General features: G+C 73.9%; 25 protein-coding genes. 9 read left to right on the top strand and 16 right to left on the bottom strand.

Annotated elements, in window-relative coordinates; all coding sequences use genetic code 11:
• Window positions 1–235 precede the first annotated feature (235 nt).
• The 3 genes from ACFWPT_RS19730 (at window position 236) to ACFWPT_RS19720 (ending at window position 2,587) form a co-directional block, all read left to right on the top strand.
• Window positions 236–910, top strand: coding sequence for a hypothetical protein (locus ACFWPT_RS19730; protein ID WP_380377313.1), 675 nt, complete (start codon window positions 236–238; stop codon window positions 908–910).
• Window positions 911–1,046: 136 nt separating this feature from the next.
• Window positions 1,047–1,868: a thioredoxin domain-containing protein gene (locus ACFWPT_RS19725; RefSeq protein WP_063346454.1), complete on the top strand. Its 822-nt coding sequence runs from the start codon at window positions 1,047–1,049 to the stop codon at window positions 1,866–1,868.
• Between the two features lie 68 nt (window positions 1,869–1,936).
• On the top strand, window positions 1,937–2,587 hold the full coding sequence (locus ACFWPT_RS19720) for a vitamin K epoxide reductase family protein (RefSeq protein ID WP_380483097.1): 651 nt from the start codon (window positions 1,937–1,939) through the stop codon (window positions 2,585–2,587).
• A gap of 33 nt (window positions 2,588–2,620) precedes the next feature.
• On the opposite strand, the gene ACFWPT_RS19715 is transcribed toward ACFWPT_RS19720, so the two are convergent.
• The 4 genes from ACFWPT_RS19715 to ACFWPT_RS19700 form a co-directional block, all read right to left on the bottom strand.
• The gene (locus ACFWPT_RS19715) at window positions 2,621–3,118 is read right to left on the bottom strand and encodes an NUDIX domain-containing protein (protein WP_380377316.1); all 498 of its coding nucleotides are present in this window, start codon (window positions 3,116–3,118) and stop codon (window positions 2,621–2,623) included.
• A 113-nt stretch (window positions 3,119–3,231) separates the two neighbouring features.
• A complete protein-coding gene (locus tag ACFWPT_RS19710; protein ID WP_380483095.1) occupies window positions 3,232–4,305 on the bottom strand; it encodes a serine hydrolase domain-containing protein in 1,074 nt (357 codons plus the stop codon).
• A 46-nt stretch (window positions 4,306–4,351) separates the two neighbouring features.
• Complete coding sequence (locus ACFWPT_RS19705; RefSeq protein ID WP_380342973.1) at window positions 4,352–4,864, bottom strand: GNAT family N-acetyltransferase; 513 nt, start codon at window positions 4,862–4,864, stop codon at window positions 4,352–4,354.
• Window positions 4,865–4,887: 23 nt separating this feature from the next.
• Window positions 4,888–5,313: an ankyrin repeat domain-containing protein gene (locus tag ACFWPT_RS19700; protein WP_063346459.1), complete on the bottom strand. Its 426-nt coding sequence runs from the start codon at window positions 5,311–5,313 to the stop codon at window positions 4,888–4,890.
• Between the two features lie 426 nt (window positions 5,314–5,739).
• Between ACFWPT_RS19700 and ACFWPT_RS19695 the strand changes: the two genes are divergently transcribed.
• From ACFWPT_RS19695 to ACFWPT_RS19685, 3 genes are all read left to right on the top strand, one after another.
• A complete protein-coding gene (locus ACFWPT_RS19695; protein WP_063346460.1) occupies window positions 5,740–5,934 on the top strand; it encodes a hypothetical protein in 195 nt (64 codons plus the stop codon).
• Window positions 5,935–6,281: 347 nt separating this feature from the next.
• Entirely contained in the window at window positions 6,282–7,898 is a 1,617-nt protein-coding gene (locus ACFWPT_RS19690) for a hypothetical protein (protein WP_380483093.1), read from the top strand.
• A gap of 275 nt (window positions 7,899–8,173) precedes the next feature.
• A complete protein-coding gene (locus ACFWPT_RS19685; protein ID WP_030306127.1) occupies window positions 8,174–8,548 on the top strand; it encodes an RNA polymerase-binding protein RbpA in 375 nt (124 codons plus the stop codon).
• A gap of 124 nt (window positions 8,549–8,672) precedes the next feature.
• Here the strand turns inward: ACFWPT_RS19685 and fxsA are convergent, their stop codons facing one another.
• The 4 genes from fxsA to ACFWPT_RS19665 all read right to left on the bottom strand — a co-directional run bounded on the left by fxsA (window position 8,673) and on the right by ACFWPT_RS19665 (window position 13,329).
• Window positions 8,673–9,251, bottom strand: coding sequence for an FxsA family membrane protein (gene fxsA, locus ACFWPT_RS19680; RefSeq protein ID WP_063346461.1), 579 nt, complete (start codon window positions 9,249–9,251; stop codon window positions 8,673–8,675).
• A gap of 55 nt (window positions 9,252–9,306) precedes the next feature.
• The gene (lnt, locus tag ACFWPT_RS19675; protein WP_380483091.1) at window positions 9,307–10,947 is read right to left on the bottom strand and encodes an apolipoprotein N-acyltransferase; all 1,641 of its coding nucleotides are present in this window, start codon (window positions 10,945–10,947) and stop codon (window positions 9,307–9,309) included.
• A gap of 296 nt (window positions 10,948–11,243) precedes the next feature.
• Complete coding sequence (locus ACFWPT_RS19670) at window positions 11,244–12,857, bottom strand: amidohydrolase (RefSeq protein WP_380424028.1); 1,614 nt, start codon at window positions 12,855–12,857, stop codon at window positions 11,244–11,246.
• A 31-nt stretch (window positions 12,858–12,888) separates the two neighbouring features.
• Window positions 12,889–13,329, bottom strand: a complete 441-nt coding sequence (locus ACFWPT_RS19665) for an Lrp/AsnC family transcriptional regulator (protein ID WP_045694655.1) — start codon at window positions 13,327–13,329, stop codon at window positions 12,889–12,891.
• Between the two features lie 229 nt (window positions 13,330–13,558).
• Between ACFWPT_RS19665 and ACFWPT_RS19660 the strand changes: the two genes are divergently transcribed.
• Window positions 13,559–14,029 carry a hypothetical protein gene (locus ACFWPT_RS19660; protein WP_208869051.1) on the top strand — a complete coding sequence of 157 codons (471 nt, stop codon included), beginning with the start codon at window positions 13,559–13,561 and terminating at the stop codon, window positions 14,027–14,029.
• Between the two features lie 98 nt (window positions 14,030–14,127).
• Here the strand turns inward: ACFWPT_RS19660 and ACFWPT_RS19655 are convergent, their stop codons facing one another.
• Complete coding sequence (locus ACFWPT_RS19655; protein WP_380376514.1) at window positions 14,128–15,291, bottom strand: acyl-CoA dehydrogenase family protein; 1,164 nt, start codon at window positions 15,289–15,291, stop codon at window positions 14,128–14,130.
• 209 nt (window positions 15,292–15,500) lie between these two features.
• Here ACFWPT_RS19655 and ACFWPT_RS19650 point away from each other — a divergent pair, with 209 nt between their 5' ends.
• The gene (locus ACFWPT_RS19650; protein WP_380376516.1) at window positions 15,501–16,133 is read left to right on the top strand and encodes a uridine kinase; all 633 of its coding nucleotides are present in this window, start codon (window positions 15,501–15,503) and stop codon (window positions 16,131–16,133) included.
• Between the two features lie 407 nt (window positions 16,134–16,540).
• Window positions 16,541–18,517 (top strand): AAA family ATPase, encoded by a 1,977-nt coding sequence (locus ACFWPT_RS19645; protein ID WP_380483155.1) that lies wholly within the window; start codon window positions 16,541–16,543, stop codon window positions 18,515–18,517.
• Window positions 18,518–18,555: 38 nt separating this feature from the next.
• Here the strand turns inward: ACFWPT_RS19645 and ACFWPT_RS19640 are convergent, their stop codons facing one another.
• The 7 genes from ACFWPT_RS19640 to ribH form a co-directional block, all read right to left on the bottom strand.
• Window positions 18,556–19,542 carry an NAD-dependent epimerase/dehydratase family protein gene (locus ACFWPT_RS19640; RefSeq protein WP_380483088.1) on the bottom strand — a complete coding sequence of 329 codons (987 nt, stop codon included), beginning with the start codon at window positions 19,540–19,542 and terminating at the stop codon, window positions 18,556–18,558.
• Window positions 19,543–19,640: 98 nt separating this feature from the next.
• A complete protein-coding gene (locus tag ACFWPT_RS19635) occupies window positions 19,641–20,687 on the bottom strand; it encodes a hemolysin family protein (protein WP_063346468.1) in 1,047 nt (348 codons plus the stop codon).
• Window positions 20,684–22,027, bottom strand: coding sequence for a hemolysin family protein (locus ACFWPT_RS19630; protein ID WP_380376522.1), 1,344 nt, complete (start codon window positions 22,025–22,027; stop codon window positions 20,684–20,686). The genes ACFWPT_RS19635 and ACFWPT_RS19630 overlap by 4 nt, the downstream gene beginning before the upstream one ends.
• 296 nt (window positions 22,028–22,323) lie before the next feature.
• Complete coding sequence (locus ACFWPT_RS19625) at window positions 22,324–22,764, bottom strand: PH domain-containing protein (RefSeq protein ID WP_380483086.1); 441 nt, start codon at window positions 22,762–22,764, stop codon at window positions 22,324–22,326.
• A 164-nt stretch (window positions 22,765–22,928) separates the two neighbouring features.
• Complete coding sequence (gene hisG, locus ACFWPT_RS19620; protein WP_363369700.1) at window positions 22,929–23,777, bottom strand: ATP phosphoribosyltransferase; 849 nt, start codon at window positions 23,775–23,777, stop codon at window positions 22,929–22,931.
• A 45-nt stretch (window positions 23,778–23,822) separates the two neighbouring features.
• On the bottom strand, window positions 23,823–24,095 hold the full coding sequence (locus tag ACFWPT_RS19615) for a phosphoribosyl-ATP diphosphatase (protein WP_063346472.1): 273 nt from the start codon (window positions 24,093–24,095) through the stop codon (window positions 23,823–23,825).
• A gap of 100 nt (window positions 24,096–24,195) precedes the next feature.
• Window positions 24,196–24,669, bottom strand: coding sequence for a 6,7-dimethyl-8-ribityllumazine synthase (ribH, locus tag ACFWPT_RS19610; protein ID WP_063346473.1), 474 nt, complete (start codon window positions 24,667–24,669; stop codon window positions 24,196–24,198).
• Window positions 24,670–24,684 lie beyond the last annotated feature (15 nt).

Below are 24,684 nucleotides of genomic sequence, written 5' to 3'. Positions count from 1 at the left end.
GGAACGCCTTCCAGGCTACGGGTCCGGGCGCACGACGACGACCAGGACCGCGACGGGGACGCGCAGGCCCGGGACGGCTGCGCGGCGCACACGACGCCGACCCGCACGACCGGCGAAGCGGTCCCGGCTGAGCGGGCGTCAGGCGGGTGAACGAACGGCCTCCGGCGGGCAACGCTTCCACTCCCCGGGTACGCGCCCTCGTGCCGGATGTAAGCGTCGTGGCATACTCCGGGACGTGACGACCTCCACCCATGCGATCAGGGCCCTGCGGGCCGCGGTGTTCACCGCGCTCGCCGTGCCGCTGTCCGCGCTGGGCCAGGTGGTCATCACGGGTCGCCCGCTGCCGCTCTCGCTGGTGGCGGCCGCGACCGCCGTCGTCTTCCTGGTCGCGGCCGCGCTGGCCGGCGGGGAGCGGCGGCTGCTGCACATCTCCAGCGTGCTGGTGCCGGTCGAGCTGCTGCTCAACACGACGTTCAACCTGGGGCAGGCCGGCTGTGGGCCGATCCTGTCCGAGCACGTGCCCGCGCGCGGTGTGAACCTGCTGGTGTGTGGCGGCGGTTCGGTGGACGGGTCGCTGCTGGCCGGTCCGCTGGGCCATGTGGGGCCGCTGGCCCCGGCGGCGACCCAGGTGCTGCTCCTGCTGGTGCACCTGGTGATCGCGCTGGCCGCCGCGGCCTGGCTGCGGCTGGGCGACGCCGCCCTGTCGGGCCTGGCCCGGTCGCTGCGCGCGCTGCGCCAGTCGCTGGCCCGCCCGTTGCGCGCCCTGGTCCTGCTGCTGCTCCCGGCTCCGGTTCGGCCGGTGCTGCGGGTGCCGCTGCCGGTGTCGGACCGCGTGCGGCCGCGCCGCGAGGACGTGGTGCTGAGCCCGGCTCCCCGGCGTGGTCCGCCGGTTCTCGCGCCTGCCTGCTGACCCGCCCGAGGCCGTAGGGCCGCCGCGCACGTTCGTCCGCAGGCAGCGCGCACAACTCCCGCGTTCACTCGATCCCGCCGCACCCGGTGCGGTTTCCCGCGCGCATCCGCGCGCCGCGTACAGGAGTTGACCTTCCATGGCTCAGACCCCCAGCAAGCAGCAGGCCAAGCGCATCAGTGCCCGTGAGCGGATCCAGGAGGCGCAGCGCATCGAGCAGGCGGCCTCGAAGCGCCGCCAGCGGATCGTCGTGGCGGTGTCCGCCGTCGCGGTGCTCGCCCTCGCGGGCGGAGCGGCGGTCGCGATCAACTCGGCGTCCGGCAAGAAGGACTCGACGGCGGCCGCCGATGCGGCCGCGCCGACGGAGCTGGTCGTCCCGGCGAACGCCTCCGGCCCGGACGGCACGGTGATCACCTACGGCAAGGCCGACGCCCCGCACACCATGGAGGTGTACGAGGACTTCCGCTGCCCGGTCTGCAAGCACTTCGAGGCGGCGAACGGCGAGGCGGTCAAGAAGCTGACCGAGGACGGCTCGGTCAAGGTGGAGTTCCACCTGGCGGCGTTCCTGGACAACGCCCTCGGCGGCAAGGGCTCGCGTACCGCGCTGGCCGCCGCGGGCGCCGCGCTGAACGAGGGCGTGGACAAGTTCAAGCAGTTCCACGACGTGCTGTACGCCAACCAGCCCGACGAGCGGAAGGACGACTTCGGCAACGTCAACCACATCCTCGACCTGGCCGGCCAGGTGCCCGGGCTGAAGACGGACGCCTTCGTGAAGGCCGTCACCGACAAGACGTACGCGCCGTGGGCGGCGAAGGTCGCGGAGGCGTTCAACGGCAGCGGGGTGACGGGCACCCCGACGGTCAAGGTGGACGGCAAGCCGATCACGCTGTTCAGCGGCCAGTCCACGGTGACGCCGGAGCAGTTCACCGCCCAGGTCAAGCAGGCCGCCGGCCTGAAGTAAGCAGGGCACCACCGGCCCGGCCGAACCCCGGCCGGGCCGGCTCCTCCCAGCCACCGGAGTGTGCTGCCATGACCGCCGCTACCTCTGTGCACCTCTCCCCTCCCGCCCCCGGCGACGCCGGCCGTACGCCGGTCGGCGCGGGCCGGGCGTTCTCCCTGCTGCTGTTCCTCGGCGGGCTGATCGGGCTGGCCGCCTCGGCCGTCCTGACCTTCGACAAGCTCCGCATCCTGGAGAACCCGTCCTACGTCCCCAGTTGCAACCTCAATCCGGTGATCAGCTGCGGTTCGGTGATGCGCACCGAGCAGGCGGAGGTCTTCGGGTTCCCGAACCCGCTGCTCGGGCTGGCCGCCTTCGGCGCGCTGGCGGCGGTCGGGGCGGGGCTGCTGGCCGGTGCCGCGTACCGGCGCTGGTTCTGGCTGGGCCTGCACGCGGGCACCCTGCTGGGTGTGGTGTTCGTGCACTGGCTGATCGACGAGGCGCTGTACCGGATCGGCGCGCTGTGCCCGTACTGCATGGTGGTGTGGGCGACGGTGGTGGTGCTGTTCTGGTACACGACGCTGCACAACCTCCGGACGGGGGTGATCCCGGTGGGCCCGCGGCTGCGGCCGGTCGTGCGGGAGGCCGCGCGCTACCACTGGGCGGTGCCGGTGCTGTGGGCGGCGGTGATCGCGCTGCTGATCCTCAACCGGTTCTGGTACTACTGGAGCACGCTGGTCTGACGGGCCTGACCGACTGGCATATTTGACGGACCGTCAGCCGACGTACCCCGTGGAGTGCAGCAGCGCGGTGGCGCCGGTGCGCCGGGCCGCCAGGGCCCGGGTGAGCCGGCGCGCCGCGCAGGGGTGCAGCAGTGCGGCCGCCCGGGCGGGGGTGAAGTACCCGTACTCGGTGATCTCCTCGGCCTGCACCCGGATGGTCGCGCCGGCCGGGACCGTTCCGCCGTCGAACATGAACTGCACGGCGGGGTGGGCGTGTTCGCCCTGGCCCGGGATCGGGTCGCGCCACTCGACGACGAGCAGCCGCAGCTCGCCGGCCACCAGCCCGGTCTCCTCTCGCAGTTCGCGGGCGGCGCATTCGGCGGGGCCCTCGCCCGGGTCCATCCCGCCGCCGGGGAACTGCCACTGGGCGCGGTAACTGGCCTTCAGCAGCAGGACGTCGCCACCTTCGCCGGTGAGCAGCACGCTGCAGCCGACGTAGGCGCGCAGCAGCCCGGCCAGCCAGTCCTGTTCCGAGAGCCAGGTGTCCGTCATCGCGCCTCCTCCGCCGGTGCCCCGTCGCGGTGGTTACTCTGCCGCAACCCCCGTGCCGGATCCGGCGGTTCGTACCTAATCCACCCGATCGGGTACTCGACGCACGAGAGCTCCTACCCGAAGACCGCCCGCCGGTAGGCGTTGCGCAGGTCGGTGAGCGGCTGGATGCCGCGGTCGTAGTGGACCTTGTTGGTGAGCAGCAGCGCCCAGCGGCCGAGCCGCCGGGAGATCCAGATGCCGGTGCCGGTGAAGCCGTAGTGGACGAAGGTGCCCTCGGCGGGGTCGGTGCCGGGGGCGTGCAGCCAGGACAGGCCGCGGGCGGGGGCGAGACCGCCGGTCTGTTCGCGCAGCGACTCCGCGATCCAGGCCTCGCCCCAGGGCAGTTGGGGCGGCGGGGCGAGCAGCGCGGCGAGGAAGCGGGCGAGGTCGCGGGCGGTGGAGAAGGCCCCGGCGTTGCCGGAGACGCCGCCGAGCAGCCGGGCCGAGGGGTCGTGGACGACGCCGCACAGGTGGCTCCCGACCTGCGGGTCGTACTCGGTGGGCGCGGTGCGGGCGGTGTCGGCGGGGCCGAGCGGCCCGTACCGGGTGTCGGCCATGGCGAGCGGCCGCCAGATCCAGCGACTGGCGAGCTCGGCCGGCGGCGCGCCGCCGAGGTCCTCGACGAGGTAGCCGAGCAGGACGGCGGCGCGGTCGGTGTACTCGACGGCCGTGCCGGGCGCGCGGTGCAGCGGGGCGGCGATCACCCCGGCCCGGATCGCCGCGAGGCCGCGCCCGTAGAGCTGCTCGAATCCGGTGTGCGGGAGCATTCCGGCGGTGTGCGCGAGGAGTTGACGGACCGTCACCACGCCGACGGGGTGCCCGGAGGCGGGCGGCCACCAGTGGCCGAGCGGTTCGTCGAGCGGGAGCCGCCCGGCCTGCCGGAGCACTCCGACGCAGGGCCAGAGGGCGACGATCTTGGTGAGGCTGGCGAGGTCGTACCGGGTGTCCGGCCCGGGGGCGAGCCGAGCGTACGGGCCCTGCCCGAGCACGCCGTGCGCGCCGCCGCCGAGCGCCCCTCCGGCATCGCCGACGGCCCAGACGGCGCCGGCCCCGACGGTGCGCACGCCGCCCCGGACCAGCCGGTCCAGCTCCCCGCCGGGCGCGGCCAGGGCGGGGAGCCGGTCGGCTCCTGGCGGTTGCTGGCTCATCGTCCCCCCTCAGAGGTGTCGTGAGCCTACCCGCCGGGCGGGCCGGTCAGGCCGCCGCGGGCAGTTCCTTGCCGAGGCAGATGCTCTGCGGGTGATCGCGGTAGATGCCGAACTTCCGGATCGCCGCGTACCCCTCGGACCCGTACAGCGCCACGGCCTCGGGCTGCTCGGTGCCGGTCTCCAGGATGACGCGGGTGCGGCCGGCCTCGGCGGCGGTCTGCTCCAGGCGGCGCAGCACCGCCCGGGCCAGGCCGCGGCCGCGGGCGGCGGGGACCACGAACATCCGCTTCAGCTCGACGTCGCCGTCGCGCAGCCCGTCCGGCCCGGCCTGCTTGGCCCGCCAGCCCCCGCAGGCGACCGGCCGGCCGTCGAGGTAGGCGATCAGGAACAGGCCGGCCGGCGAGTCGAAGTCGTCGAGGTGCAGCACGGTCTCGTCGGGGTCGCCGTAGCGGCGGACGTACTCCTGCTGCACCTCCGCCGACAGGGCCTGGGCGTCGGGGTGGGCGTAGCCGGTGACGCGGAACTCGACGGTTCCGGCCTCCATGGTGGTGCTCTTCATGAGGGAAGAGCCTACGACCTGGATCAGCGGGTCTCGAAACGGGCGACCAGCTCGTTCTTGCCGAACATCCGTGCGGTGTCGACGGCGTTCGGGGTGCCGGCGGTGGGGTCGGCGCCGCCGTCCAGCAGGACGGTCAGCACGTCCTCGGCGCCCTTGAAGACGGCGCCGGCGAGCGGGGTCTGGCCGCGGTCGTTGGCCCGGTTCGGGTCGGCGCCGCGCGCCAGCAGGGCTTCGACGGTGGCGGCGTGGCCGTGGTAGGCGGCGAGCATGAGCAGGGTGTCGCCGCGGTCGTTGGTGAGGTTGGCGGGCGCACCGGCGTCCACGTAGGCGGCCAGGGTGTCGGTCTCGCCGGCGCGGGCGGCGTCGAAGAGCTTTCCGGCCAGGGCGATCACCTCGGCGTCGGGGGCGCCGGGAGCGTCGGCGGGCTGCTGGTTGGCGGCGTCGGTCATGGCGGGCGGCCTTTCCGGTCTGTGGGTCCTGCGGGTTCTGCGGGCTCTGCAGGTTCTGCGGGTGGCGGAGCCGCGGTGGCGGAGTGCGGCTGGAGCAGCTGCGCGTACCGCACCGTAGCGGCCGGGTGCCGGGCCGGGCCAGCGCGCATCCGGATGGCGGATGGCGGCCCTCGAGCGGCGGCCATCCGGGCGAACTTCCCCGACCCCCCGGAAACCTCCCGCCCACCCGGCGGGAATGCCTCGCCGCGCTGGAACTGCGCGGGACACGGCCCCACCCCGGCCGGTCCGCCCGCCTTCGCCCGGACTCCAGGGCGACGTTGAACGGGAAACCACCCATTTGCACCGTTCCATCATCTATTACTTTTTGTCACGATTAGCGCACTTTCCGTAACACCGCCCCCGTCCCCCCTCCCCGAGGAGCAGAACGTGATCCTCTCGATTTCCGGCATCGTCCTGTTCGGCACCATCGCCTTTCTGTTCTTCCGCAGGGACGGGCTAAAGGTCTCCCACGCCGTCGTCTGCGCCCTCTTCGGCTTCTACGTCGCCGGTTCCTCGATCGCCCCGAGCATCACCGCCGGCGGTGCCAGCCTGGCGAGCCTGCTCGGCGGCCTCAAGTTCTAGGGCGTGTCTGACAATTCCCGCCGGGCGCGCGACGCTCCCCCAGCCTGGCGGCCGGGAGGTGCCCCCAGGCATCCCGCCTGGACGCACCGGCGAAACGTCCAAGTACGGCCCAGTACGAGGACGCTTCGCCGGCACGCCCAGCCGGGCGCCCACCGCCGCGCGCTGATCCGACGCGAATTGTCAGACACGCCCTGGGCCCTGTCCGGCCGGACAGGGCCCAGGCCCCACGTTCCAGGCGCTGCCACTCCCCCGCACGGGCCCGGGCGCGGATCCCACCGCCCCGGGTCCCGTCGTACCGGCTCCGCCCCCGCCACCCGACCCGTCCCACTCGCCCGGGGAGTCAAGGAATGCCGCTCCAACGCCACCTCAGCAAGGGCCGCGAGATCGCCCGAACCGCCGGGGACCACGCCTCCGACATGTTCGCCCCGCTCTCCGTGATCGGCCGCGGACTGCGCCACCACGCGGGCTGGGCCAAGGACCGCTGGAACGCCACCCCGAAGGAGCGCCGCGGCCCGACGCTGTTCCTCTCCGCCGCGATGCTGGTCGGCGTCTACCTGCTGCCGCACGGCCTGCTGTTCGCCCTGATCGCCCTGATGGCCAGCTCCGCCTGGACCGGCCGGGCCCCCAAGCCGGCACCCGCCCCGCCCGCCCCGGACGTCGCCGACATCAAGCTCGGCGCGCTCTACGCGGCGCTCACGCCGTACCTGTGCGGCCCCGAGGACGCCAACCCGCTGTACCACTACGAGGGCCACTACAAGCGCGCCTTCGGCTCCTGGGAGTTCGACGACGAGGGCCGGCTCTCCCGGCTGGAACTCGGCTACCCGGCGTACTTCACCGACACCGAGCCGAGCGCGCGGGCCCGGATCGAGCAGGTCGTCCAGGGCAAGGCCGGCCGGGCCCGGGAGTACCGCTTCGACTGGGACGAGGAGTCCAACCGGCTGCGGATCGCCGCGCTCACCCCGCTGCCCGCCGACATCGTCGCCCAGCGCTTCGTGGCCGCCCCCGGCGAGATCGTGCTCGGCTTCACCGACGAGGACGGCACCGCCCGGACCATCCCGGTCTTCCAGGGCGGCACGATCGCCCAGCAGCCGCCGGTCGTCTGGCGCACCGGCCCGCGCTCGGCCGAGCCGCACCTGCTGGCGCTCGGCGTCACCGGCTACGGCACCTCCAGCCTGATCCGCTCGATCGCGCTCCAGGCGCTCCCGTACGGGGACCTGGTGGTGGTCGACGGCGCGGGCACCGGGGAGCACGCCTGCCTGGTCAACCGGCCCGGCGTGCACACCGTGGAGACCAGCCTGCACGGCGCGCTGGCCGCGCTGGAGTGGGCCTCCCAGGAGACCGAGCGCCGGCTCGCCGCGCTGAACGCCGCCCGGCACGCCGGCACCGCGCCGCCCGAGGACGCCACCCGCCCGCTCTGGCTGCTCCTGGACCACCCGACCGAGCTGAGCGAGCTCGCCCACGCCGAGGGCCGCCCGGACCCGCAGGACCTGCTGGAGCTGCCGCTGCGGCACGGCCGCGCCGCCCGCGTCACCGTGGTGATCGCCGACGACATCGAGGCCAGGGGCCGGATCACCGCGACCGTGCGCTCCACCACCCGGGCCCGGGTGCTGCTCGGCCCCGCCGGCCCCGAGGAGGGCCACGCCGTGCTCGGCGCGCCGCTGGACATCGTGCCCGCCGCGCACGCCCCCGCCGGCCGCGGCTACGCCCGGATCGGCAACAGCACCCCCGTCCGGCTCCAGGTGCCCGCCACCGTCGACCCGCTGGACGAGGAGGCCCCGGCCCAGCTGCGGGACGCGGTGATCGCCCTGCTGCCGCACCGCGACACCCGCACCGAGGCCGCCGCCGACCTGCCGCCCCGGCCGGAGCGCCCGCCGGTGGCCCTGCCGGCCGATCCGGCCCCCCGGGCCCACCCGGTCGACCTCGCCAAGGGCGAGCCGATGATCCGTTCCCGCCCGATCTCCTGACCGCGGCGGACGGGGGCGGCGGCGCTCGTCGAATCCCGTCCCGGTAGGCTCGTCCAGGAAAGGCCGACCGATCACCAGATGTGAAATAGGTGACACCTAGGGTGATATCCACGGCCAGATGTGACAAATCGGGCGCCGATGGGTACAAACAGGGGCGGCACGACAGACGACGCATGTCCCGGGACGGGAATCTTCGTCGGAAGCCGAGCGTTGACCGAACGACGAAGAACAGCGACCACTAGTCCTGTGGGCTATAAGCCCGGGAGGCACGATTCATGAGCGAGCGAGCTCTCCGCGGCACGCGACTCGGGGCCACTAGCTACGAGACCGACCGCGGTATCGATCTGGCTCCCCGCCAGACCGTCGAGTATGCATGTCAGAACGGACACCGATTCGAGGTTCCTTTCTCGGTCGAGGCGGAGATCCCTCAGGCCTGGGAATGCCGCTTCTGTGGCCAGGAGGCGGTACTTCTCGACGGCGACGAGCCGGAAGAGAAGAAGGTCAAGCCGACGCGTACCCATTGGGACATGCTGATGGAGCGCCGGACCCGTGAGGAACTGGAGGAGGTACTGGCCGAGCGACTGGCCGTGCTCCGCTCCGGCGGAATGAACCTCGCGGTGCACCCGCGGGACACCCGCAAGAGCGCCTGACCTCGCTCCCGCCACGGCGGGAGGACGCGAAAAGGGACCCTGGTCACCAGGGTCCCTTTCGCGTTCCCGCCTCGCGTTCCCCGGGACGGGAACGCGGGACGGGAACGCGGGACGGGAGGGGCGGTCAGCCCGAGATCGGCGGGCGGTACGTGGTGTCCGGGCCCTGCGGACCGCGCGGGCCGTCACCTGGCTCCACCACCTCGCCCTGGATCACCTTGCCGTCCGGGCGGTGGATGCGCAGCTGCTCCTGCAGCCGCATCGCGTCCGCGAACGGGTCCGCCCCGGCGGCGACGGTGCTGCGCAGCGCCTTGTCGGCCACCCGGCGGCCACCGGCCCGCCAGAGCGCCCGGGTGGGCGGGAACAGCAGGGTGAGCGCCACCAGGTCCGACAGGAAGCCCGGGACGATCAGCAGCAGGCCCGCCAGCACCGTCAGACTGGTGCCGGTCTGGGGCTGCTCGGACTTCGGGTCCTTGCTCTGCTCGATCGCCGCGGACAGCGCCTTCAGCCCGGCCCGCTTGATCAGCGAACCGCCGATCAGCGCGCCCGCGATGAGCAGCAGCACGACGACGAATCCACCCAGCCACGAGCCCACTTGGACCAGCAGCCAGATCTCCAGCACCAGCCAGGCGGTGATCAGCAGCGGCAGCACCCGGCGGAGCTTGCCGCGCGGGGCCGGACGGGCGGGGGTAGCTTGCTGGGTCACGGTACGAATCCACTCCAAGCAGTGCTCTGCGCGCCGCACGGGAGGTCCGGGCCGGCTACGGCACCACCTGGTCCAACGATTCCCCGGCGGCCGGTGTTCCGGCGCCGGCCTTCCGTCGGCGGCCGACCAGCACGCCCGCGCCGCAGGCCAGCAGGCCTGCGAGGGCCAGCGTCCACTCCGGCGCGGCGCCGACCCGGTCGGCGACCGTGGTGCCGTCGCGCAGCGGGACGACCGCCGACAGCTCGGCCGCGGTCAGCTCCTCGGTGCGCTGCTGGACCGTGCCGTCCGGGGCGATCACCGCGCTGATGCCGCTGGTGGCGGCGATCAGCACGGCCCGGCCGTGCTCGACCGCACGCAGCCGGCTCATCGCGAGCTGCTGCTCGGGCTGGCCCGTCTTGGCATAGGTCGCGTTGTTGGTCTGGACCACCAGGACGCGGGCGCCGCTGTCCACGGTGTCGCGGACGATCTCGTCGTAGGCGACCTCGAAGCAGATCACGTCGCCGATCCGGGCCGGGCCGAGCTGCATGACGCCGTTGTGGTCACCGGGGTAGAAGTCCCGGGCGACCCGCTGGAGGCGGGTGATCACCTTCATCAGCTGGGCGCGGAACGGCACGTACTCGCCGAACGGGACGGGGTGCTGCTTGGTGTAGGAGGCGCCGGGGCCGGTCTTCGGGTCCCAGACGATGCCCTCGTTCTGGACGTGCTGCGCGTCCGGGCCGTCCACCAGGGTGCCGACCAGGGTGGGCACGCCGACCGTCTTCACGGCCTGGTCGATGCGCTGGTAGGCGAGCGGGTCGCTGAACGGGTCCAGGTCGGAGGAGTTCTCCGGCCAGATCACGATGTCGGGGCGCTCGACCTTGCCGGCGGCGATGTCCGCGGCCAGCCGCTCGGTCGCCACCGCGTGGTTGTTGAGGACCATCATCGGGCGGCCCAGGAAGTCCATGCCCGGGTTGGGCACGTTGCCCTGGACGATGGCGACCTTGACGGTGTCGGCCGGCGCGGTCGGCACCGGCACCAGATACCCGGCCAGCAGCGCGGCCACCGCGCCCAGCCCCGCCAGCGCGGCGGCCCGGGGCGTCCTGCGCGGCCCGCGCAGGCGCAGCGCGGCGCCGGCGAGCAGGGCGCCCGAGAGGGCGACCGCGAAGGTCACCAGCGGTGCGCCGCCGAGCGCGGCCAGCGGCGTGAACGGGGTCGCGGTGTTGGCGAAGGCCAGCCGCCCCCACGGGAAGCCGCCGAACGGCAGCCGGTCGCGCGCCCACTCCTGGGTGATCCACAGGCAGGCCGCCCAGAGCGGCCAGGCCGGCAGCCGGGAGGTGAGGGCCAGGCCGCCGCCGAGGACGGCCAGGAACAGCGCCTCCACGACCGACAGGCCGACCGTCGCGTCCCAGCCGACCACCCGCAGCCAGCTGAGCAGCAGCAGGAAGAACGGCAGGCCGAAGGCGAAGCCCGTCCAGGCCGCCTGGCGGACGGTGCGGCCCCGGGTGAGCAGGGACAGCGCGGCGACGCCGAGCAGCGACAGCGGCCACAGGTCGAAGGGCGGGAAGGCGAGTGCGAGCAGCAGGCCCGCCAGGGCCGCGAGGCCGGTGCGGGGAAGGCCCGCCCGGACCTTGGCGACGGCGCGGGCGGCCCGGCCGGGCCTGGGCGCCGACTCCGCCGGTTCGGGTGCGGCCCCGGGCCGCTCCTGGGTGACGGGCATGGCCACCGGCGCACCATCTTCCTGGATCTTGCTGTTCGGACGCTGTCCGAAGAAGGTACCCCGGACGGTCAGGGAAGCGTGAGGTCAGGGTGGTAGCAGGGTCAGCGGCTCACGGCCCGGCGGGCCTTGCCGCACATGCCCCGTCGGAGGCGCTGCGCTGCTCGCCCAGGGGTTCCGGGTGGAAGTCCGGGGCGGGCAGCTCACGGGGGACAGTGAAGTCGGCGGGGCGGTCGTCCTGGGGACCTGTGGGCCGGCCGGCCGCCGCTTCAGCTGGCGCCACGCGGGCCTGCTCGGCGCTACTCGGCGGCCAGGTGGACGGTGCGGCCTCGGACGACGGTGCGCAGGCAGGCCGGCAGCGGGTGGCCGGGGGTGAGGTCGGGCAGGCCCGGGGTGCCGGAGCGCGGGTCGGTGGACCAGCCCGCCACCCGGGAGTCGGGGGCCTGGACGACCAGTTCGTCGGCGGCCCAGATCGCGTAGCTGGCGACGGCGCCGGGCACGAGCACGCCGTCCTGGTCGCGGCCGATCGCGCGCCAGCCGCCGCGGGTGTGTGCGGTGAAGGCCGCGCGGACGGAGATCCGGTGGTCCAGGGTCTGGTGGAAGGCGGCCGCGCGGACGGTGCCCCAGGGGTCGAGCGGGGTGACCGGGGCGTCCGAGCCGAAAGCCAGCGGCACGCCGGCCCGCAGCAGGGCGGCGAAGGGGTTGAGCCTGGCGGCCCGCTCAGCGCCGAGGCGCTGGACGTACATGCCGTCCGGGCCGCCCCAGGCGGCGTCGAAGGCGGGCTGGACGGAGGCGGTGAGGCCGAGCTCGGCGAAGGCGGCGACGGACTTGTCGTCCAGCGCCTCGGCGTGCTCGACGCGGTGGCGCAGCGCCCGGACCCGCCCGGCGCCGACCCGCTCCCCGGCCGCCCGGACGCCGTCCAGGACGGCGGCCACGGCCGCGTCGCCGATGGCGTGGAAGCCGGCCTGGAGCCCGGCCTCGGTGCAGGCGGCGACGTGGTCGGCGACCTGCTCGGCGGTCAGGTAGGCGGTGCCGGTGTGCTCGGCGTCGGCGTAGGGGGTGTGCAGGCAGGCGGTGTGCGAGCCCAGCGCGCCGTCCGCGAAGAGGTCGCCGCCGGCGCCCACCGCGCCGAGCCGGCGGGCCGTCTCGGCGCCGCCCAACTCGCCCCAGTAGCCGAAGACTTCGGGGCCTTCGCCCTCGGCGGCGAGGGCCAGCAGGGCGGCCAGGTCGGCCTCGGAGGAGATCTCCGGGCCGGCGCACTCGTGCAGCGCGCCGATGCCGAGTTCGGCGGCGCGGGCGAGGGTGGCGCGCTGGGCGCGGCCGCGCTGCTCGGGGGTGAGGTGGGCGAGCGCGGTCTGCCGGACGGCGTGGTGGGCGTCCTTGGTGAGCGGGCCGTCGGCGGTGTGGCCGGGGCGCTCGGCCAGGCCGGGGGCGAGGCTGCGCAGCGCGGTGGTGGCGAGCGCGGAGTGCACGTCGGTGCGGGAGAGGTAGAGCGCGGCGCCGCGGGCGGCGGCGTCGAGTTCGGCGAGCGTGGGCGGGCGGCCCTCGGGCCAGCCGGTCTCGTCCCAGCCGTGGCCGATGAGCACCCCGCCGGGCTCGGGGCGGGCGTCGACGAAGGCGGTGACGGCGGCGAGGGCTGCGGCCAGCGAGGGGCTGCCGGTGAGGTCGAGGCCGGTGAGCGCCAGGCCGGTGGCGGTGGCGTGCACGTGGGCGTCGACGAAGGCGGGGGTGACCAGGGCGCCGTCCAGCTCGACGATCTCGTCGGCTGCGGCGGCGTACGCCTCGGCGGCGCCGTCGCTGCCGACCCAGGCGATGTGCTCGCCCTCGACGAGCATCGCGGTGGCGAAGGGGTCGGCGGGGCTGTAGACGGCGCCGCCGCGCAGCAGGACGGTCCGTGGGGTGCGTTCGGTCATGCCGCTAAGTCTGCACCTGCGGGGTTCGTCCTCAGAGCTTCGGGGGTCGCGCTTCGTAGGGGGTGGAGAGGACGACGGTGGTGCGGGTGGAGACGCCGGCGGCGCTGCGGATGCGGGCGAGCAGGTCCTCCAGGTCGCCGGGGGCGCCGACGCGCACCTTGAGGATGTAGTTCTCGTCGCCGGCGACGCTGTGGCAGGCCTCGATCTCGGGCAGGCCGGCCAGCCGTTCGGGGGTGTCGTCCGGGGCGCTGGGGTCGAAGGGCTTGACCGAGATGAACGCGGTCAGCGCCAGGTCGACGGCGTCGGGGTCGATGATCGCGGTGTAGCCGCGGATCACCCCGCGCTGTTCGAGGCGGCGCACCCGCTGGTGCACCGCCGAGGTGGACAGGCCGGTGGCCTTGCCCAGGTCCGTGTAGCTCATCCGGCCGTCCTCTAGGAGCAGCTGGACGATGCGTTGGTCGAGATCCTCCACAGTGCGCAAACCTACCCGGTCGGGGGCACGGGGGGCGCACGCGGTGTCACATCGGGTGCCCGCAGGTGTCACGCGGGCAAATGCCAGGCGAATGTGGCAGTGGATGTGGCCAAGGACACACCCGGTGCATCACGGTGCACCGGACCGCAGGGTTATGAGCCCGAATCGGAGGGAAGTGCTGGTTGTGGCCCCGGGCGACCACGCCGGGCCCGATCCGAGGGGGATCCTCATGCCGACTGACCAGCGTGCCCTGGGCGCCGACGAGACCGACGATACGACCGGCCGCGACGACCTCGCGGTCGATCACGGCCACGTCCCGGGCATCGACCCGGGCGAGGCCGAGACCTGGGACATCTTCCGGGTGCACTGCCCCGAGTGCCGCCGCCCGATCGCCCTGGTGGCCGACGAGGAGCGGCTGCCGCAGCACGCGCTGCTGCCGACCGCCTGGAACCCCTTCGCCCCCGCGCTGTGCCCGGGTTCGGGCACGCCGACCGACGACCTCGCCGAGGTGGAGACCCCGGAGGACGACCAGCCGGCCGGGCTCGACGCGCTGTTCAGGCTCCCCACCGAACTCGACTGGCGCACCCAGCCGTTCTCGCACGCGGTGGCGCACCGGCCGACGCGGACCGCCGTCGTCGCCCCGGCCGTCCCCGTCATCTCGGCCATCCCCGAGCAGCGCCGCCGCCTGGTCCGGCGCTGATCCGCCAGCCCGCGCAGGCGGGTCGACGCAGAGACGAAGACGCCTCCGGCCGTCACTCCGCACCCTGGAGTGACGGCCGGAGGCCGTTTGTGGGGGGCTCAGCCCTTGGTGAGGTGGCGGCCGATCACCAGGCGCTGGATCTGGTTGGTGCCCTCGACGATCTGCAGCACCTTCGCCTCGCGCATGTAGCGCTCGGCCGGGAAGTCCTGCGTGTAGCCGTAGCCGCCGAGCACCTGGACCGCGTCGGTGGTCACCCGCATCACGGCGTCGGTGCAGAACAGCTTGGCCATCGCCGCCTCCTTGGAGAACGGCAGGCCCGCGTCCCGCAGCCGGGCGGCGGACAGGTAGAGCGCCCGCCCGGCCTCGATCTGGGTGGCCATGTCGGCGAGCATGAAGGACAGGCCCTGGAACTCGGCGATCGGGCGGCCGAACTGGCGGCGGGTGCGCGCGTAGTCGACCGCGAGGTCGAGCGCGGCCTGGGCGACGCCGACCGCGCAGGCGGCGATGCCGAGGCGGCCGGAGTCCAGTGCGGCGAGCGCGATCTGGAAGCCCTGGCCCTCCTCGCCGATCAGCCGGTCGCGGGCGACCCGGGCACCGTCGAAGTGCAGCTGCGCGGTCGGCGAGGAGCGCATGCCCATCTTGTGCTCCGGCGGGGCGGCCGACAGGCCCTGTGCGTCGCCCGGGACGAGCAGGCAGCTGATGCCCTTGGAGCCCTCGTCGCCGGTGCGCACCAGGGCGCTGTAGAAGTCCGCCCGGCCGCCGTGGGTGATCCACGCCTTGGTGCCGTTCACCACGTACGCGTCGCCGTCGAGGTCGGCGCGGGTGCGCAGCGCGGCCGCGTCCGAGCCGGACTGCGGTTCGGAGAGGCAGTAGGCGCCGAGCTGCTCGCCGGAGAGCATTCCGGGCAGCCACCGGCCGCGCTGCTCCTCGGTGCCGAAGCCGACCAGCGCGTGGCAGGAGAGGGTGTGCACGCTCACCCCGAGGCCGACGGCCAGCCAGCCGGCCGCCAGCTCCTCCAGCACCTGCAGGTACACCTCGTAGGGCTGCCCGCCGCCGCCGTACTTCTCGTCGTAGGGGAGGGAGAGCAGGCCGGCCTCGCCGAGGGTGCGGAAGACCTCTCGCGGGAAGCGGTCGGCGGCCTCGTCCTCGGCCGCGCGGGGCTGCAGCTCGCGCTGGACCAGGTCCCGGGTGAGGCTCAGCAGCTCGTGGGCCTCCTCGCTGGGCAGCTGGCGCTCCACGGCTTTCACTGGGGACGGGGTCATGGCGGCGGTCGCCTCCTCGATCGGGCACCGGAGCGTGGTGTGGCTGGTCCGGCGCGGGTGTGGCAGGTCGGCCCGACCGGCACCGGATTACGGTGAACGGCCGTTCACAGGCATGGCGATGCGAGTATGCCGGAAACCCGCGCCGCCGTCACGATCACTCAGGAGTAACTGGACGGACTGGTGGGCTACGGCACCGTAGGGTTGCCGTTGTGGCTGCTTCCCGACCCCTCGCCCCCGCCCTTTCGCCCGTTCCCGGCGACGCGGTGGCCTCGCTCGCGGCGGAGCTGCGCGCGCTGCCGCCCTCCTGCGGGCCGGTGCGGCTGGTCGCGGTGGACGGGCACGCGGGCTCGGGCAAGACGACCTTCGCCGGGCGGCTGGCGGCGGCGCTCGGCGGGGCGCCGGTGGTCCACCTCGACGACCTGGCCACCCACGCCGAGCCCTTCGGCTGGACCGGGCGGCTGCGCGAACAGGTGCTGGAGCCGCTGGCAGCCGGCCGGGACGGTGCGTACCGGGTGTACGACTGGACGCTGCGCCGCTTCGCGGGCACGGCCGCGGTGCCGGTCGCCCCGGTGGTGCTGGTGGAGGGCGTCGGCGCCGGGCGGCGGGCGGTGCGGCCGTGGCTGGCCCGGGTGATCTGGCTGGAGTTGGACGCCGCCTCGGCCCGGCGGCGCGGCGAGCAGCGGGACGGGCCGGATCTGGCCGAGTTCTGGGCCGGCTGGGCGCGGGCCGAATCGACGCATTTCGCCGCGGATCCGAGCCGTCCGTTCGCCGGGACGCGAGTCGACGGGGTGACCGGACGAATCACGCCGGGCACCGTGGGTGAACCTTCAACAAGCCCTTGACCTGCACTGTCACCAGGATTTAGGTTCTCCTCAGCCGCCGGAACGGGATGTTCCGGCCGCCTCGGACCCGGCGTCCCCGACTTGTTCCCCCGTGAGCCGGGGGCGCCGTCCGGTCCTTTCCGAATCGCGCTCCCCCGCCGCCGGTCCAGGCCCCCACCCGCTCAACGACCGCTCACACGATCGCATTTGACTCCGTGGGCGCCCTTCCGGATCAGCGCCACGCCGGTACGATTCCTCGCAGGCGCAGATGCGCCCGGGGGCTTTCGACCACCGGCCCGGCTGCACGCAGGCGACCTGCCACCGAGCCCCGGGCCAAGCCGCGGGGGGCGTGAGTGACGACGGTGGACAGTTCGGACAGCAACGCGGGCGGCCCGGACCGGCTCGCCGAACGCGCGTGGCTGCGTGCCATGGACGCGTACACGGCGGGCGCGTACGCCCGTGCCGAGGAGGAGTTCCGCGCGGCCGTCCGGCTGGACCCGGGCATGGCCGACGCCTGGCTCGGCCTGCACGCGCTGCGCAGCGACACCTCGGCGGCGCTGCTGGCCATGTACCGCAACCAGAAGCGGTTCGGCGAGCAGCGGCGGCGCCACCGCCGCCCGCTCAGTTCCTGGTACTGGCTGGGCTGGTGGGTGCAGCCCGTCCTGGAGGACGCCCGCGACCTGGCGCTGGCGCACGCCTCGCACTGGCTGGACGGCCGCCACCTGGCCGAGCTGGACCGGGCGCTGGAGCAGTGCCCGGCGCCCAGCGAGGACCCGTCCGCCCAGTTCCTGTACGCCTGCCGGTCCTATCTGCTCAAGGACTGGGAGCAGCTGATCCGGGACACCGACCGGCTGCTGGACGACCCGCTGCTCGGCATCGAGGCCGGGCTGTTCGCCGGCATGGCGCGGGTCCGGCTGGACATGTGCGCCCAGGCGCAGGCGCCGCTGGCCGCCTCGCTGGCCCGCTGCCGCTCCGAGCAGCCCCAGCGCAAGGAGCTGCGGTACTGGCTGGCCCGGGCGTACGAGGGGGCCGGGCGCAGTGCGGCCGCGCTGCCGCTCTACCGGGCGGTGCACCGGGCCGATCCGGTGTTCATGGACACCGCCGCGCGGCTGGCCGCGATCGCGGCGGAGGACGGGTTGGCGGACGACCTGCCGGACGCCCTGCTGGACGGCGGCCTGCCGTCGGGCGGGCGGGCGGCCGGGTACGAGGACACCGAGCCGGACGAGATGGACGAGGCGGACGAGACGGACTTCCAGGACGGGGCCGGGTACGCCACGGCGGGGGGCTTCGGCGACGCGGCCCCCGGGTTCACCGAGAGCGCCGGGTTCACCGAGGGCGCCGGGTACACCGGCGGGGTCGGATTCGTCGAGGGGGTCGGGTTCCTCACGGAGCCCGGCCCGGGCGACGGCTCCACGGCCGGCCCGGCGCCGCAGGTGGCCGGCGAGCGGTCGGGTTCGCCGGGCGGCTCCGCCGCCCCGCTGCCGGCGCCGGTCCGCGCCGAGGCCCAGCCCCGCACCGCTCCGCTTCCCGCCGCCCAACCGGTCGACGACGAGCGCGAGTTGGACGCGGCGCTGGCGGAACTCTCGCTGATGGTGGGCCTGGAGCCGGTCAAGCGCCAGGTGCGGGCGCTGTCGGCGCAGCTGCGGATGTCCAGACTCCGGGCCGCGCAGGGCCTGCCGGTCCAGCCGCCCAAGCGCCACTTCGTCTTCTCCGGCCCCTCCGGCACCGGCAAGACCACCGTGGCCCGGATCCTCGGCCGGGTCTTCCACGCCCTCGGACTGCTCTCCGGCGACCACCTCGTGGAGGCCCAACGGGCCGACCTGGTCGGCGAGTTCCTCGGCCAGACCGCGGTCAAGGCAAACGAGCTGATCGACTCGGCACTGGACGGCGTGCTGTTCATCGACGAGGCGTACAGCCTCTCCAACTCCGGCTACACCAAGGGCGACGCCTACGGCGACGAGGCCCTCCAGGTGCTGCTGAAACGCGCCGAGGACAACCGCGACCGCCTGGTGGTGATCCTGGCCGGCTATCCCGAGGGCATGAACCGGCTGCTCGCCACCAACCCCGGCCTCAACTCCCGCTTCACCACCCGGGTCGACTTCCCCAGCTACCGCCCGAACGAGCTGACCGCGATCGGCGCCGCGCTGGCCGGCCGGGACGGCGACGGCTGGGACGAGGACGCGGCCGAGGAACTGGCCAGCATCTGCACCCACGTGGTCCGCGAGGGCTGGATCGACGAACTCGGGAACGGCCGGTTCATCCGCACCCTGTACGAGAAGTCCTGCGCCTACCGGGACCTGCGGCTCTCGCTGCTGCGCGAGCCGCCGGGCCGGGAGGACCTGGCGACCCTGCGCCTGCCCGACCTCGTCCAGGCCTACGGGGAGCTGATCGACGGCCGCGGCTGAGACCAGCTCCCCGGGATCACGCCGGGATCGCGCCGGGCTCAGCCCCGGAGCAGCTCGGCCTCGCGCTCGGGGTCGAGGCCGACCTTCGGCCGGTCGGCGCGCTGCGGGGCGACGCCGCCGATCGACCGCAGCCAGGCCCAGGTGTCCTCGACCGTCTCGCCCACCGGCCGGCAGCGCAGCCCGGCGGCGACCGCCCGGTCCACGGACGCGCCGTGCAGGAAGTCGTTCAGCTCGCCGGGCGCCAGCCAGATCGGCAGCTCCGTCCAGGGCTCGACGCCGGCCGCCAGGATGCGCTCGGGGTCGGTCCAGCGCAGGTCCGCGTCCGAGCCGGTGACCCGCACGCAGGCCTCCAGCAGCTCGCCCATCGTGGTGTGGCCCGCCGGGCTGACCACGTTGCACGCGCCGCCGAGCCGGGCCGCCGCCGCGTCCAGCAGCCAGCTCGCGAGGTCGCGGACGTCGATGTACTGCAGCGGCAGGTCGTACGGGCCGGGGGCGAGCACCGGGCCGCCCCGGGCGATCCGGTTCAGCCACCAGGGCAGCCGGCCGATGTTCTCGTGCGGGCCGAGGATCAGCCCGGCCCGGGCGAGCAGGGCGCGCCCGCCGAACTCCGCCTCCAGGGCCAGTTCGGCGCCGCGCTTGGCCTCGGCGTAGGGCACCTGGCCCTCGGCGTCCGGGGACGACCCGACCACCTTCGCCGACTCGTCCGCCCCGCGCGCCAGCGGGTAGTCGTACACCGACCGGCTGGAGACGTACCCGTAGTGGCCGACCCGGCCGGCCAGCAGGCGGGCGCTGTCGCGCACCGCCGTCGGGGCTCCGGACCAGGTGTCCACCACCGCGTCCCACTCCCCCGTGGCCAGCGCCGCGAGCCCGCCCTCGGCGGTGCGGTCGCCCAGCAGCGCGGTCACGCCCGCGGGCGCGGGCTGCGTACCGCGGTTGAGGGCCGTCACCTCCCATCCCCTGGACAGCGCCTCCTCGGCGACGACCCGTCCGACGAAATTCGTTCCACCCAGCAGGAGAAGCCTCATGCCGACCACCCTGCGCCCAGGGTGGTCGGCATGGGAACGGCTGCACGCTGAGAGCAGAATCGCCCGCAGCGGACACGCCGTCAGCGAAAGGGGGAACCTCAGGCGGCGGAGCGGTGGTCCGGGTCGTGCATCTCGCCGACCAGCTCCTCCAGCACATCCTCCAGCATGACCACACCGAGCGTGCGGCCGTCCTGGTCCAGCACGGCGGCCAGGTGGCAGGTCGCCCGGCGCATCGCACCGAGCGCGTCGTCCAGCGGGAGGCTGCCGCGCAGCACCGTGATCGGACGCCACAGCCGGGCCGGGACGGGCGCGGACGGGTCCTCCACGTCGAGGATGTCCTTGAGGTGCAGGTAGCCCAGGTAGCCGTGGCCGGCCGGGTCGCCGTCGGTGACCGGGAAGCGCGAGAAGCCGGTGCGCAGGGCGAGCTCCTCGACCTCCGCGGCGGTCACCTTGGTGTCCACGGTGACGAGCTGCTCGGGCTTGAGCAGCACCTCGGTGACCGGGCGGTGGCCCAGCTCCAGGGCGTCCTCCAGACGCTCCTGGCGGCCCTCGTCGAGCAGGCCGGCGTCCCGGGAGTCGACCAGCAGGTACATCAGCTGCTCGGTGGTGAACACCGACTCGACCTCGTCCTTGGACTCGACCCGGAACAGCCGCAGCACACCGTTGGCGATGGCGTTCAGCAGGCTGATCACCGGGGCCAGCCAGCGGGCCAGCCGGTCCAGCGGCGGGCCGAGCCAGAGCGCGGCCTTCTCCGGGCCCGCCATGGCCATGTTCTTGGGCACCATCTCGCCGATCACCATGTGCAGGAAGACCACGACGGCCAGCGAGATGCCGTACGAGAGCGGGTGCATCAGACCGGACGGGACGCCGATCGCGTGGAACGGGCCCTCCAGCAGACTGGCGATGGTCGGCTCGGCCAGGGCGCCGAGGCCCAGCGAGCAGACGGTGATGCCGAGCTGGGCGGCGGCCAGCATCGCGGACACGTTGGACAGCGCGTGCAGCACGGTGCGGGCACGCTTGTGGCCGGCCTCGGCGAGCGGCTCGATCTGGCTGCGGCGCACCGAGACGACGGCGAACTCGGCGCCGACGAAGAAGGCGTTCCCGAGCAGGAGCAGGACGGCGACGGCCAGTTGGAGCGCGGTCATCGGGCGTTCTCCTGGTCGTCTCCGAACGAGGCCGGCGCGCTGGTGCGCTCGACCCGGACCTGGCTGGTGCGGTGCCGGTCGACACCCGTCACGGTGAAGCGCCAGCCCGGCAGCTCCGCCTGCTCGCCGACCTCGGGCAGCTTGCCGAGCAGGTCGGAGACCAGGCCGGCCAGCGTCTCGTACGGGCCGTCCGGGGCGATCAGGCCGATCGCCTCCAGCTGGTCGATCCGGGCGCGGCCCTCGGCCTCCCAGGCCGGCAGGCCGTTCACCGGGGGCAGCGGGAGCAGCTCGGGGCGGTCGGCGGGGTCGTGCTCGTCCTGCACCTCACCGACGATCTCCTCGACGATGTCCTCGACGGTGACGACGCCGGCGGTGCCGCCGTACTCGTCGACCACGATGGCCATCGGCTGGAGGCGGCGCAGCTGGTCGAGCAGCCGCTCGGCGGGCAGGGTCTCGGGCACCAGCAGCGGCGGCGAGGTGAGCTCGCCCACCCGGACCAGGCCGCGCCGGGCGGCCGGGACGGCGAGGGCGTCCTTGAGGGTCACGATGCCGGTGACCTCGTCCAGGCTGTGGGTGTAGACCGGGAAGCGGGACAGGCCGGTGGCCCGGGTCAGGTTGATCACGTCGGAGGCGGTGGCGTCGCTCTGGAGGGAGGCGACGTCGATCCGCGGGGTCATCACGGACTCGGCGGTCAGCTCGCCCAGGCCCAGGGTGCGGACGAACAGGGTCGCCGACTCCTCGTCTATCGCGCCGGCCTTGGCCGAGTGGCGGGCCAGCGAGACCAGTTCGGCCGGGGTCCGGGCGTGGTCCAGCTCCTCCTGCGGCTCGACGCCGAAGGCGCGGACCGTCCGGTCGGCCGCCCCGTTGAGGAAGCTGATCAGCGGGCGGCAGGCGAAGGAGAAGGCCATGTGCGGGGCGGCGACCGCGCGGGCCACCTGGAGCGGGCGGGAGATCGCCCAGTTCTTCGGGACCAGCTCGCCGATCACCATCTGCACCACGGTGGCGAGCACCATGCCGACGACCACGGCGACGCCGCGGGCGGCCGACTCGGGCACGCCGATCCCGGTCATGACGGGGCTGAGCAGGGTGGACAGCGCCGGCTCGGCGAGCATGCCGACCACCAGCGAGGTGACGGTGATGCCGAGCTGGGCGCCGGAGAGTTCGAACGAGAGGTGCCGCAGGGCCCGGGAGACGCGGGCGGACTTGGCGTCGCCGGCCCCGGCGGAGCGTTCGACCGCCCCGCGCTCGACGGTCACGAAGGCGAACTCGGCGGCCACGAACAGGCCGTTGGCGAGGATCAGCAGGAGGGCTGCGAGCAACAGCAGCCAGGCGGTGATCACAGTGCCGCCTGCCTTCCGCTGACAGGAAGGTGGGCGGCGCAGGTACTACCGGACGGATCGTCCATCGAGGGGGGAAGTCACTCCTCAAGTCGTCTTTCGGGCAGGACGGAAGTTTTGCCCTGCTTTTACCAGCGTAGACCATAGCCGGACGATGGTAGGAAGAGTGTTCGGACCCGCCGGGCCGAGGATTCGCAGGCCCGGCGGGGCCCGGCGGGGTGTCGGGAGCGGGCGTCGGCGGGCGGGCGGTGCCGGTGTGAACGGGCGGGCGCCGACCGGCGGCGGCGGTGGCGCGGGGCTCAGGCCCTGGCGTGGTGCTCGACCAGGTCGCGCAGGGCACGGGCCTGCGCGATCGCCTGGTCCTTGCCGACACCGGACTGGATGCCGACCGCGGCGAGCGAGGTGCCGTCGGCCAGGTCGAGGGTGGCCCACGGGTCGCCCTGGCGGAAGTTGACCCGGACGATCTCGGCCCAGGTGAGCCGGCGGCTGCGGACGAAGTTGACCACCGTCACGCCCTGCGCGTCGGCGCTCACCCGGGGGCGGGCCAGCATCAGGCCCACGCACGCGAACAGCACGCCGCTGCCCGCCATCATGATCCGGTCGTTGAGCTGCCAGTTCTCCGGGAGCGCCACGGCCATCACGGCGAACAGCACCACCAGCAGCGCGCAGACCGGCAGCAGCACGGCGCGGGTGCGGCGCGGCGCCCAGGTGACGGGGAACTCGACGGGCGGCGTGGACACGTGGGGTCTCCGGTGGGGTGGTTCGGGGGAACGGTCGTTCCCGGGAACGACGGTTCCGGGCAACGGACGGATCCAGACGAAGGGCGGGGACGCCGGTCAGCGTCCCCGCCCCATTCAACCGTTCCTTACCCGCACCACGGCGGGCGAGGTCGCCGCCGCGCCGGTCAGAGGCGGCAGGCGTGGATGTTGGTGACCAGGATGGCCCGGGCGCCGATGGCCCACAGGTCGTCCATGATCTGCTGGGCCTCCTTGCGGAGCACCATCGAGCGCACCGCCACCCAGCCCTCGGTGTGCAGCGGGGAGACGGTCGGCGACTCCAGGCCGGGGGTGAGCGCCACGGCGGCGCCGACCTTCTCGGCGCGGATGTCGTAGTCCATCAGCACGTAGCGGCGGGCCACCAGCACACCCTGGAGGCGGCGCAGGAACTGGTCCACCCGGGTGTCCTCGCCCGCGCCCTTGGGGCGGATCACCACGGCGTCCGAGATCAGGATCGGCTCGCCGAACACCTCCAGGCCGGCGTTGCGCAGGCTGGTGCCGGTCTCCACCACGTCGGCGATCACGTCGGCGACGCCCAGCTGCACCGCGGTCTCCACCGCGCCGTCCAGCTTGGTGACGGTCGCCTTCACGCCGTGGTCGGCGAGGTGCTGCTCGACCAGGCCGGTGTAGGAGGTCGCGATCCGCAGGCCCTCCAGGCCCTTGACGTCCTCGACGGCGACGCCTTCGGGGCGGGCGAAGCGGAAGGTCGACGCGGCGAAGCCGAGCGCGAGCACCTCCTCGGCGTTGGAGTGCGAGTCCAGCAGCAGGTCACGGCCGGTGATGCCGACGTCCAGGCGGCCGGAGCCGACGTAGACGGCGATGTCGCGCGGGCGCAGGAAGAAGAACTCGACCTCGTTGTTCGGGTCGACGAGGACGAGCTCCTTGGGGTCCTTCCGCTGGCGGTAGCCGGCCTCATGGAGCATCTCCGCCGCGGGACCCGAGAGCGAACCCTTGTTGGGGACGGCGATGCGCAGCATGGGAGGTTGGTTCCTTACCTGTGGGGAGGGGCGTGCGGTTCGGGTTTAGAGGTACTTGTAGACGTCGTCGAGCGTCAGCCCGCGGGCGATCATCATCACCTGAACGTGGTACAGGAGCTGTGAGATCTCCTCGGCGGTCTGCTCGTCCGTCTGGAACTCGGCGGCCATCCAGACTTCGGCGGCCTCCTCGACGACCTTCTTGCCGATCGCATGGACGCCCTGCTGGGCGAGCTGCGCGGTACGGGAGGACGAGGGGTCGCCGGTGGCGGCCTTCTGCTGGAGCTCGGCGAAGAGCTCCTCGAATGTCTTCGAAGCCATGATGGGACTCACCTTACGGCGTGCGGGCTGACCGGCGGTAAACGGTCCCGGACCGTGGACAGTCCGTTGGACGTCCACGGTCCGGGTCGGGGCGGTGCGCTCAGAGCGCGGCGCGCAGCACCGCGGCGGTCGCGACGGCGGCGGTGACCGCCTCGTGGCCCTTGTCCTCCGCGGAGCCGGGCAGGCCGGCGCGGTCGAGCGCCTGCTCCTCGTTGTCGCAGGTCAGCACGCCGAAGCCGACCGGGACGCCGGTGTCGACGCTCACCTGGGTGAGGCCGGCGGTGGCCGCCTGGCAGACGTAGTCGAAGTGCGGGGTGCCGCCGCGGATCACCACGCCGAGGGCGACGACCGCGTCGTAGCCGTGGTCGGCGAGGCGCTTGGCGGCGACCGGCAGCTCGAAGGTGCCGGGGACGCGCAGCACGGTCGGCTCGGTGACGCCCAGTTCCTTGAGCGCCCGGTGGGCGCCGTCCAGCAGGCCGTTCATCACAACGTCGTGCCACTGGGCGGCGACGACGGCGACCTTGAGGTCGGCGGCGCCGTCGATGGTCAGCTCGGGGGCTCCGTGGCCGCTCATGCTCGTTCTTCCTGT

The organism is Kitasatospora sp. NPDC058478, from assembly GCF_042720345.1.
In the GTDB taxonomy this organism is placed as follows: domain Bacteria; phylum Actinomycetota; class Actinomycetes; order Streptomycetales; family Streptomycetaceae; genus Kitasatospora.
This window is presented reverse-complemented; position numbering and strand designations above follow the sequence as displayed.

Bases quoted from the DNA above. Each gene is read 5' to 3' on its own strand.
- ACFWPT_RS19640 (WP_380483088.1), bottom strand. From the start codon at position 19,542: ATGAGGCTTCTCCTGCTGGGTGGAACGAATTTCGTCGGACGGGTCGTC.
- ribH (WP_063346473.1), bottom strand. From the start codon at position 24,669: ATGAGCGGCCACGGAGCCCCCGAGCTGACCATCGACGGCGCCGCCGAC.
- ACFWPT_RS19700 (WP_063346459.1), bottom strand. From the start codon at position 5,313: ATGACCGACGCCGCCAACCAGCAGCCCGCCGACGCTCCCGGCGCCCCC.
- ACFWPT_RS19720 (WP_380483097.1), top strand. From the start codon at position 1,937: ATGACCGCCGCTACCTCTGTGCACCTCTCCCCTCCCGCCCCCGGCGAC.
- ACFWPT_RS19705 (WP_380342973.1), bottom strand. From the start codon at position 4,864: ATGAAGAGCACCACCATGGAGGCCGGAACCGTCGAGTTCCGCGTCACC.
- ACFWPT_RS19670 (WP_380424028.1), bottom strand. From the start codon at position 12,857: ATGACCGAACGCACCCCACGGACCGTCCTGCTGCGCGGCGGCGCCGTC.
- hisG (WP_363369700.1), bottom strand. From the start codon at position 23,777: ATGCTGCGCATCGCCGTCCCCAACAAGGGTTCGCTCTCGGGTCCCGCG.
- ACFWPT_RS19715 (WP_380377316.1), bottom strand. From the start codon at position 3,118: ATGACGGACACCTGGCTCTCGGAACAGGACTGGCTGGCCGGGCTGCTG.
- ACFWPT_RS19685 (WP_030306127.1), top strand. From the start codon at position 8,174: ATGAGCGAGCGAGCTCTCCGCGGCACGCGACTCGGGGCCACTAGCTAC.
- ACFWPT_RS19645 (WP_380483155.1), top strand. From the start codon at position 16,541: ATGGACGCGTACACGGCGGGCGCGTACGCCCGTGCCGAGGAGGAGTTC.
- ACFWPT_RS19725 (WP_063346454.1), top strand. From the start codon at position 1,047: ATGGCTCAGACCCCCAGCAAGCAGCAGGCCAAGCGCATCAGTGCCCGT.
- ACFWPT_RS19710 (WP_380483095.1), bottom strand. From the start codon at position 4,305: ATGAGCCAGCAACCGCCAGGAGCCGACCGGCTCCCCGCCCTGGCCGCG.
- lnt (WP_380483091.1), bottom strand. From the start codon at position 10,947: ATGCCCGTCACCCAGGAGCGGCCCGGGGCCGCACCCGAACCGGCGGAG.
- ACFWPT_RS19690 (WP_380483093.1), top strand. From the start codon at position 6,282: ATGCCGCTCCAACGCCACCTCAGCAAGGGCCGCGAGATCGCCCGAACC.
- ACFWPT_RS19635 (WP_063346468.1), bottom strand. From the start codon at position 20,687: ATGACCGCGCTCCAACTGGCCGTCGCCGTCCTGCTCCTGCTCGGGAAC.
- ACFWPT_RS19615 (WP_063346472.1), bottom strand. From the start codon at position 24,095: ATGGCTTCGAAGACATTCGAGGAGCTCTTCGCCGAGCTCCAGCAGAAG.
- ACFWPT_RS19655 (WP_380376514.1), bottom strand. From the start codon at position 15,291: ATGACCCCGTCCCCAGTGAAAGCCGTGGAGCGCCAGCTGCCCAGCGAG.
- ACFWPT_RS19660 (WP_208869051.1), top strand. From the start codon at position 13,559: ATGCCGACTGACCAGCGTGCCCTGGGCGCCGACGAGACCGACGATACG.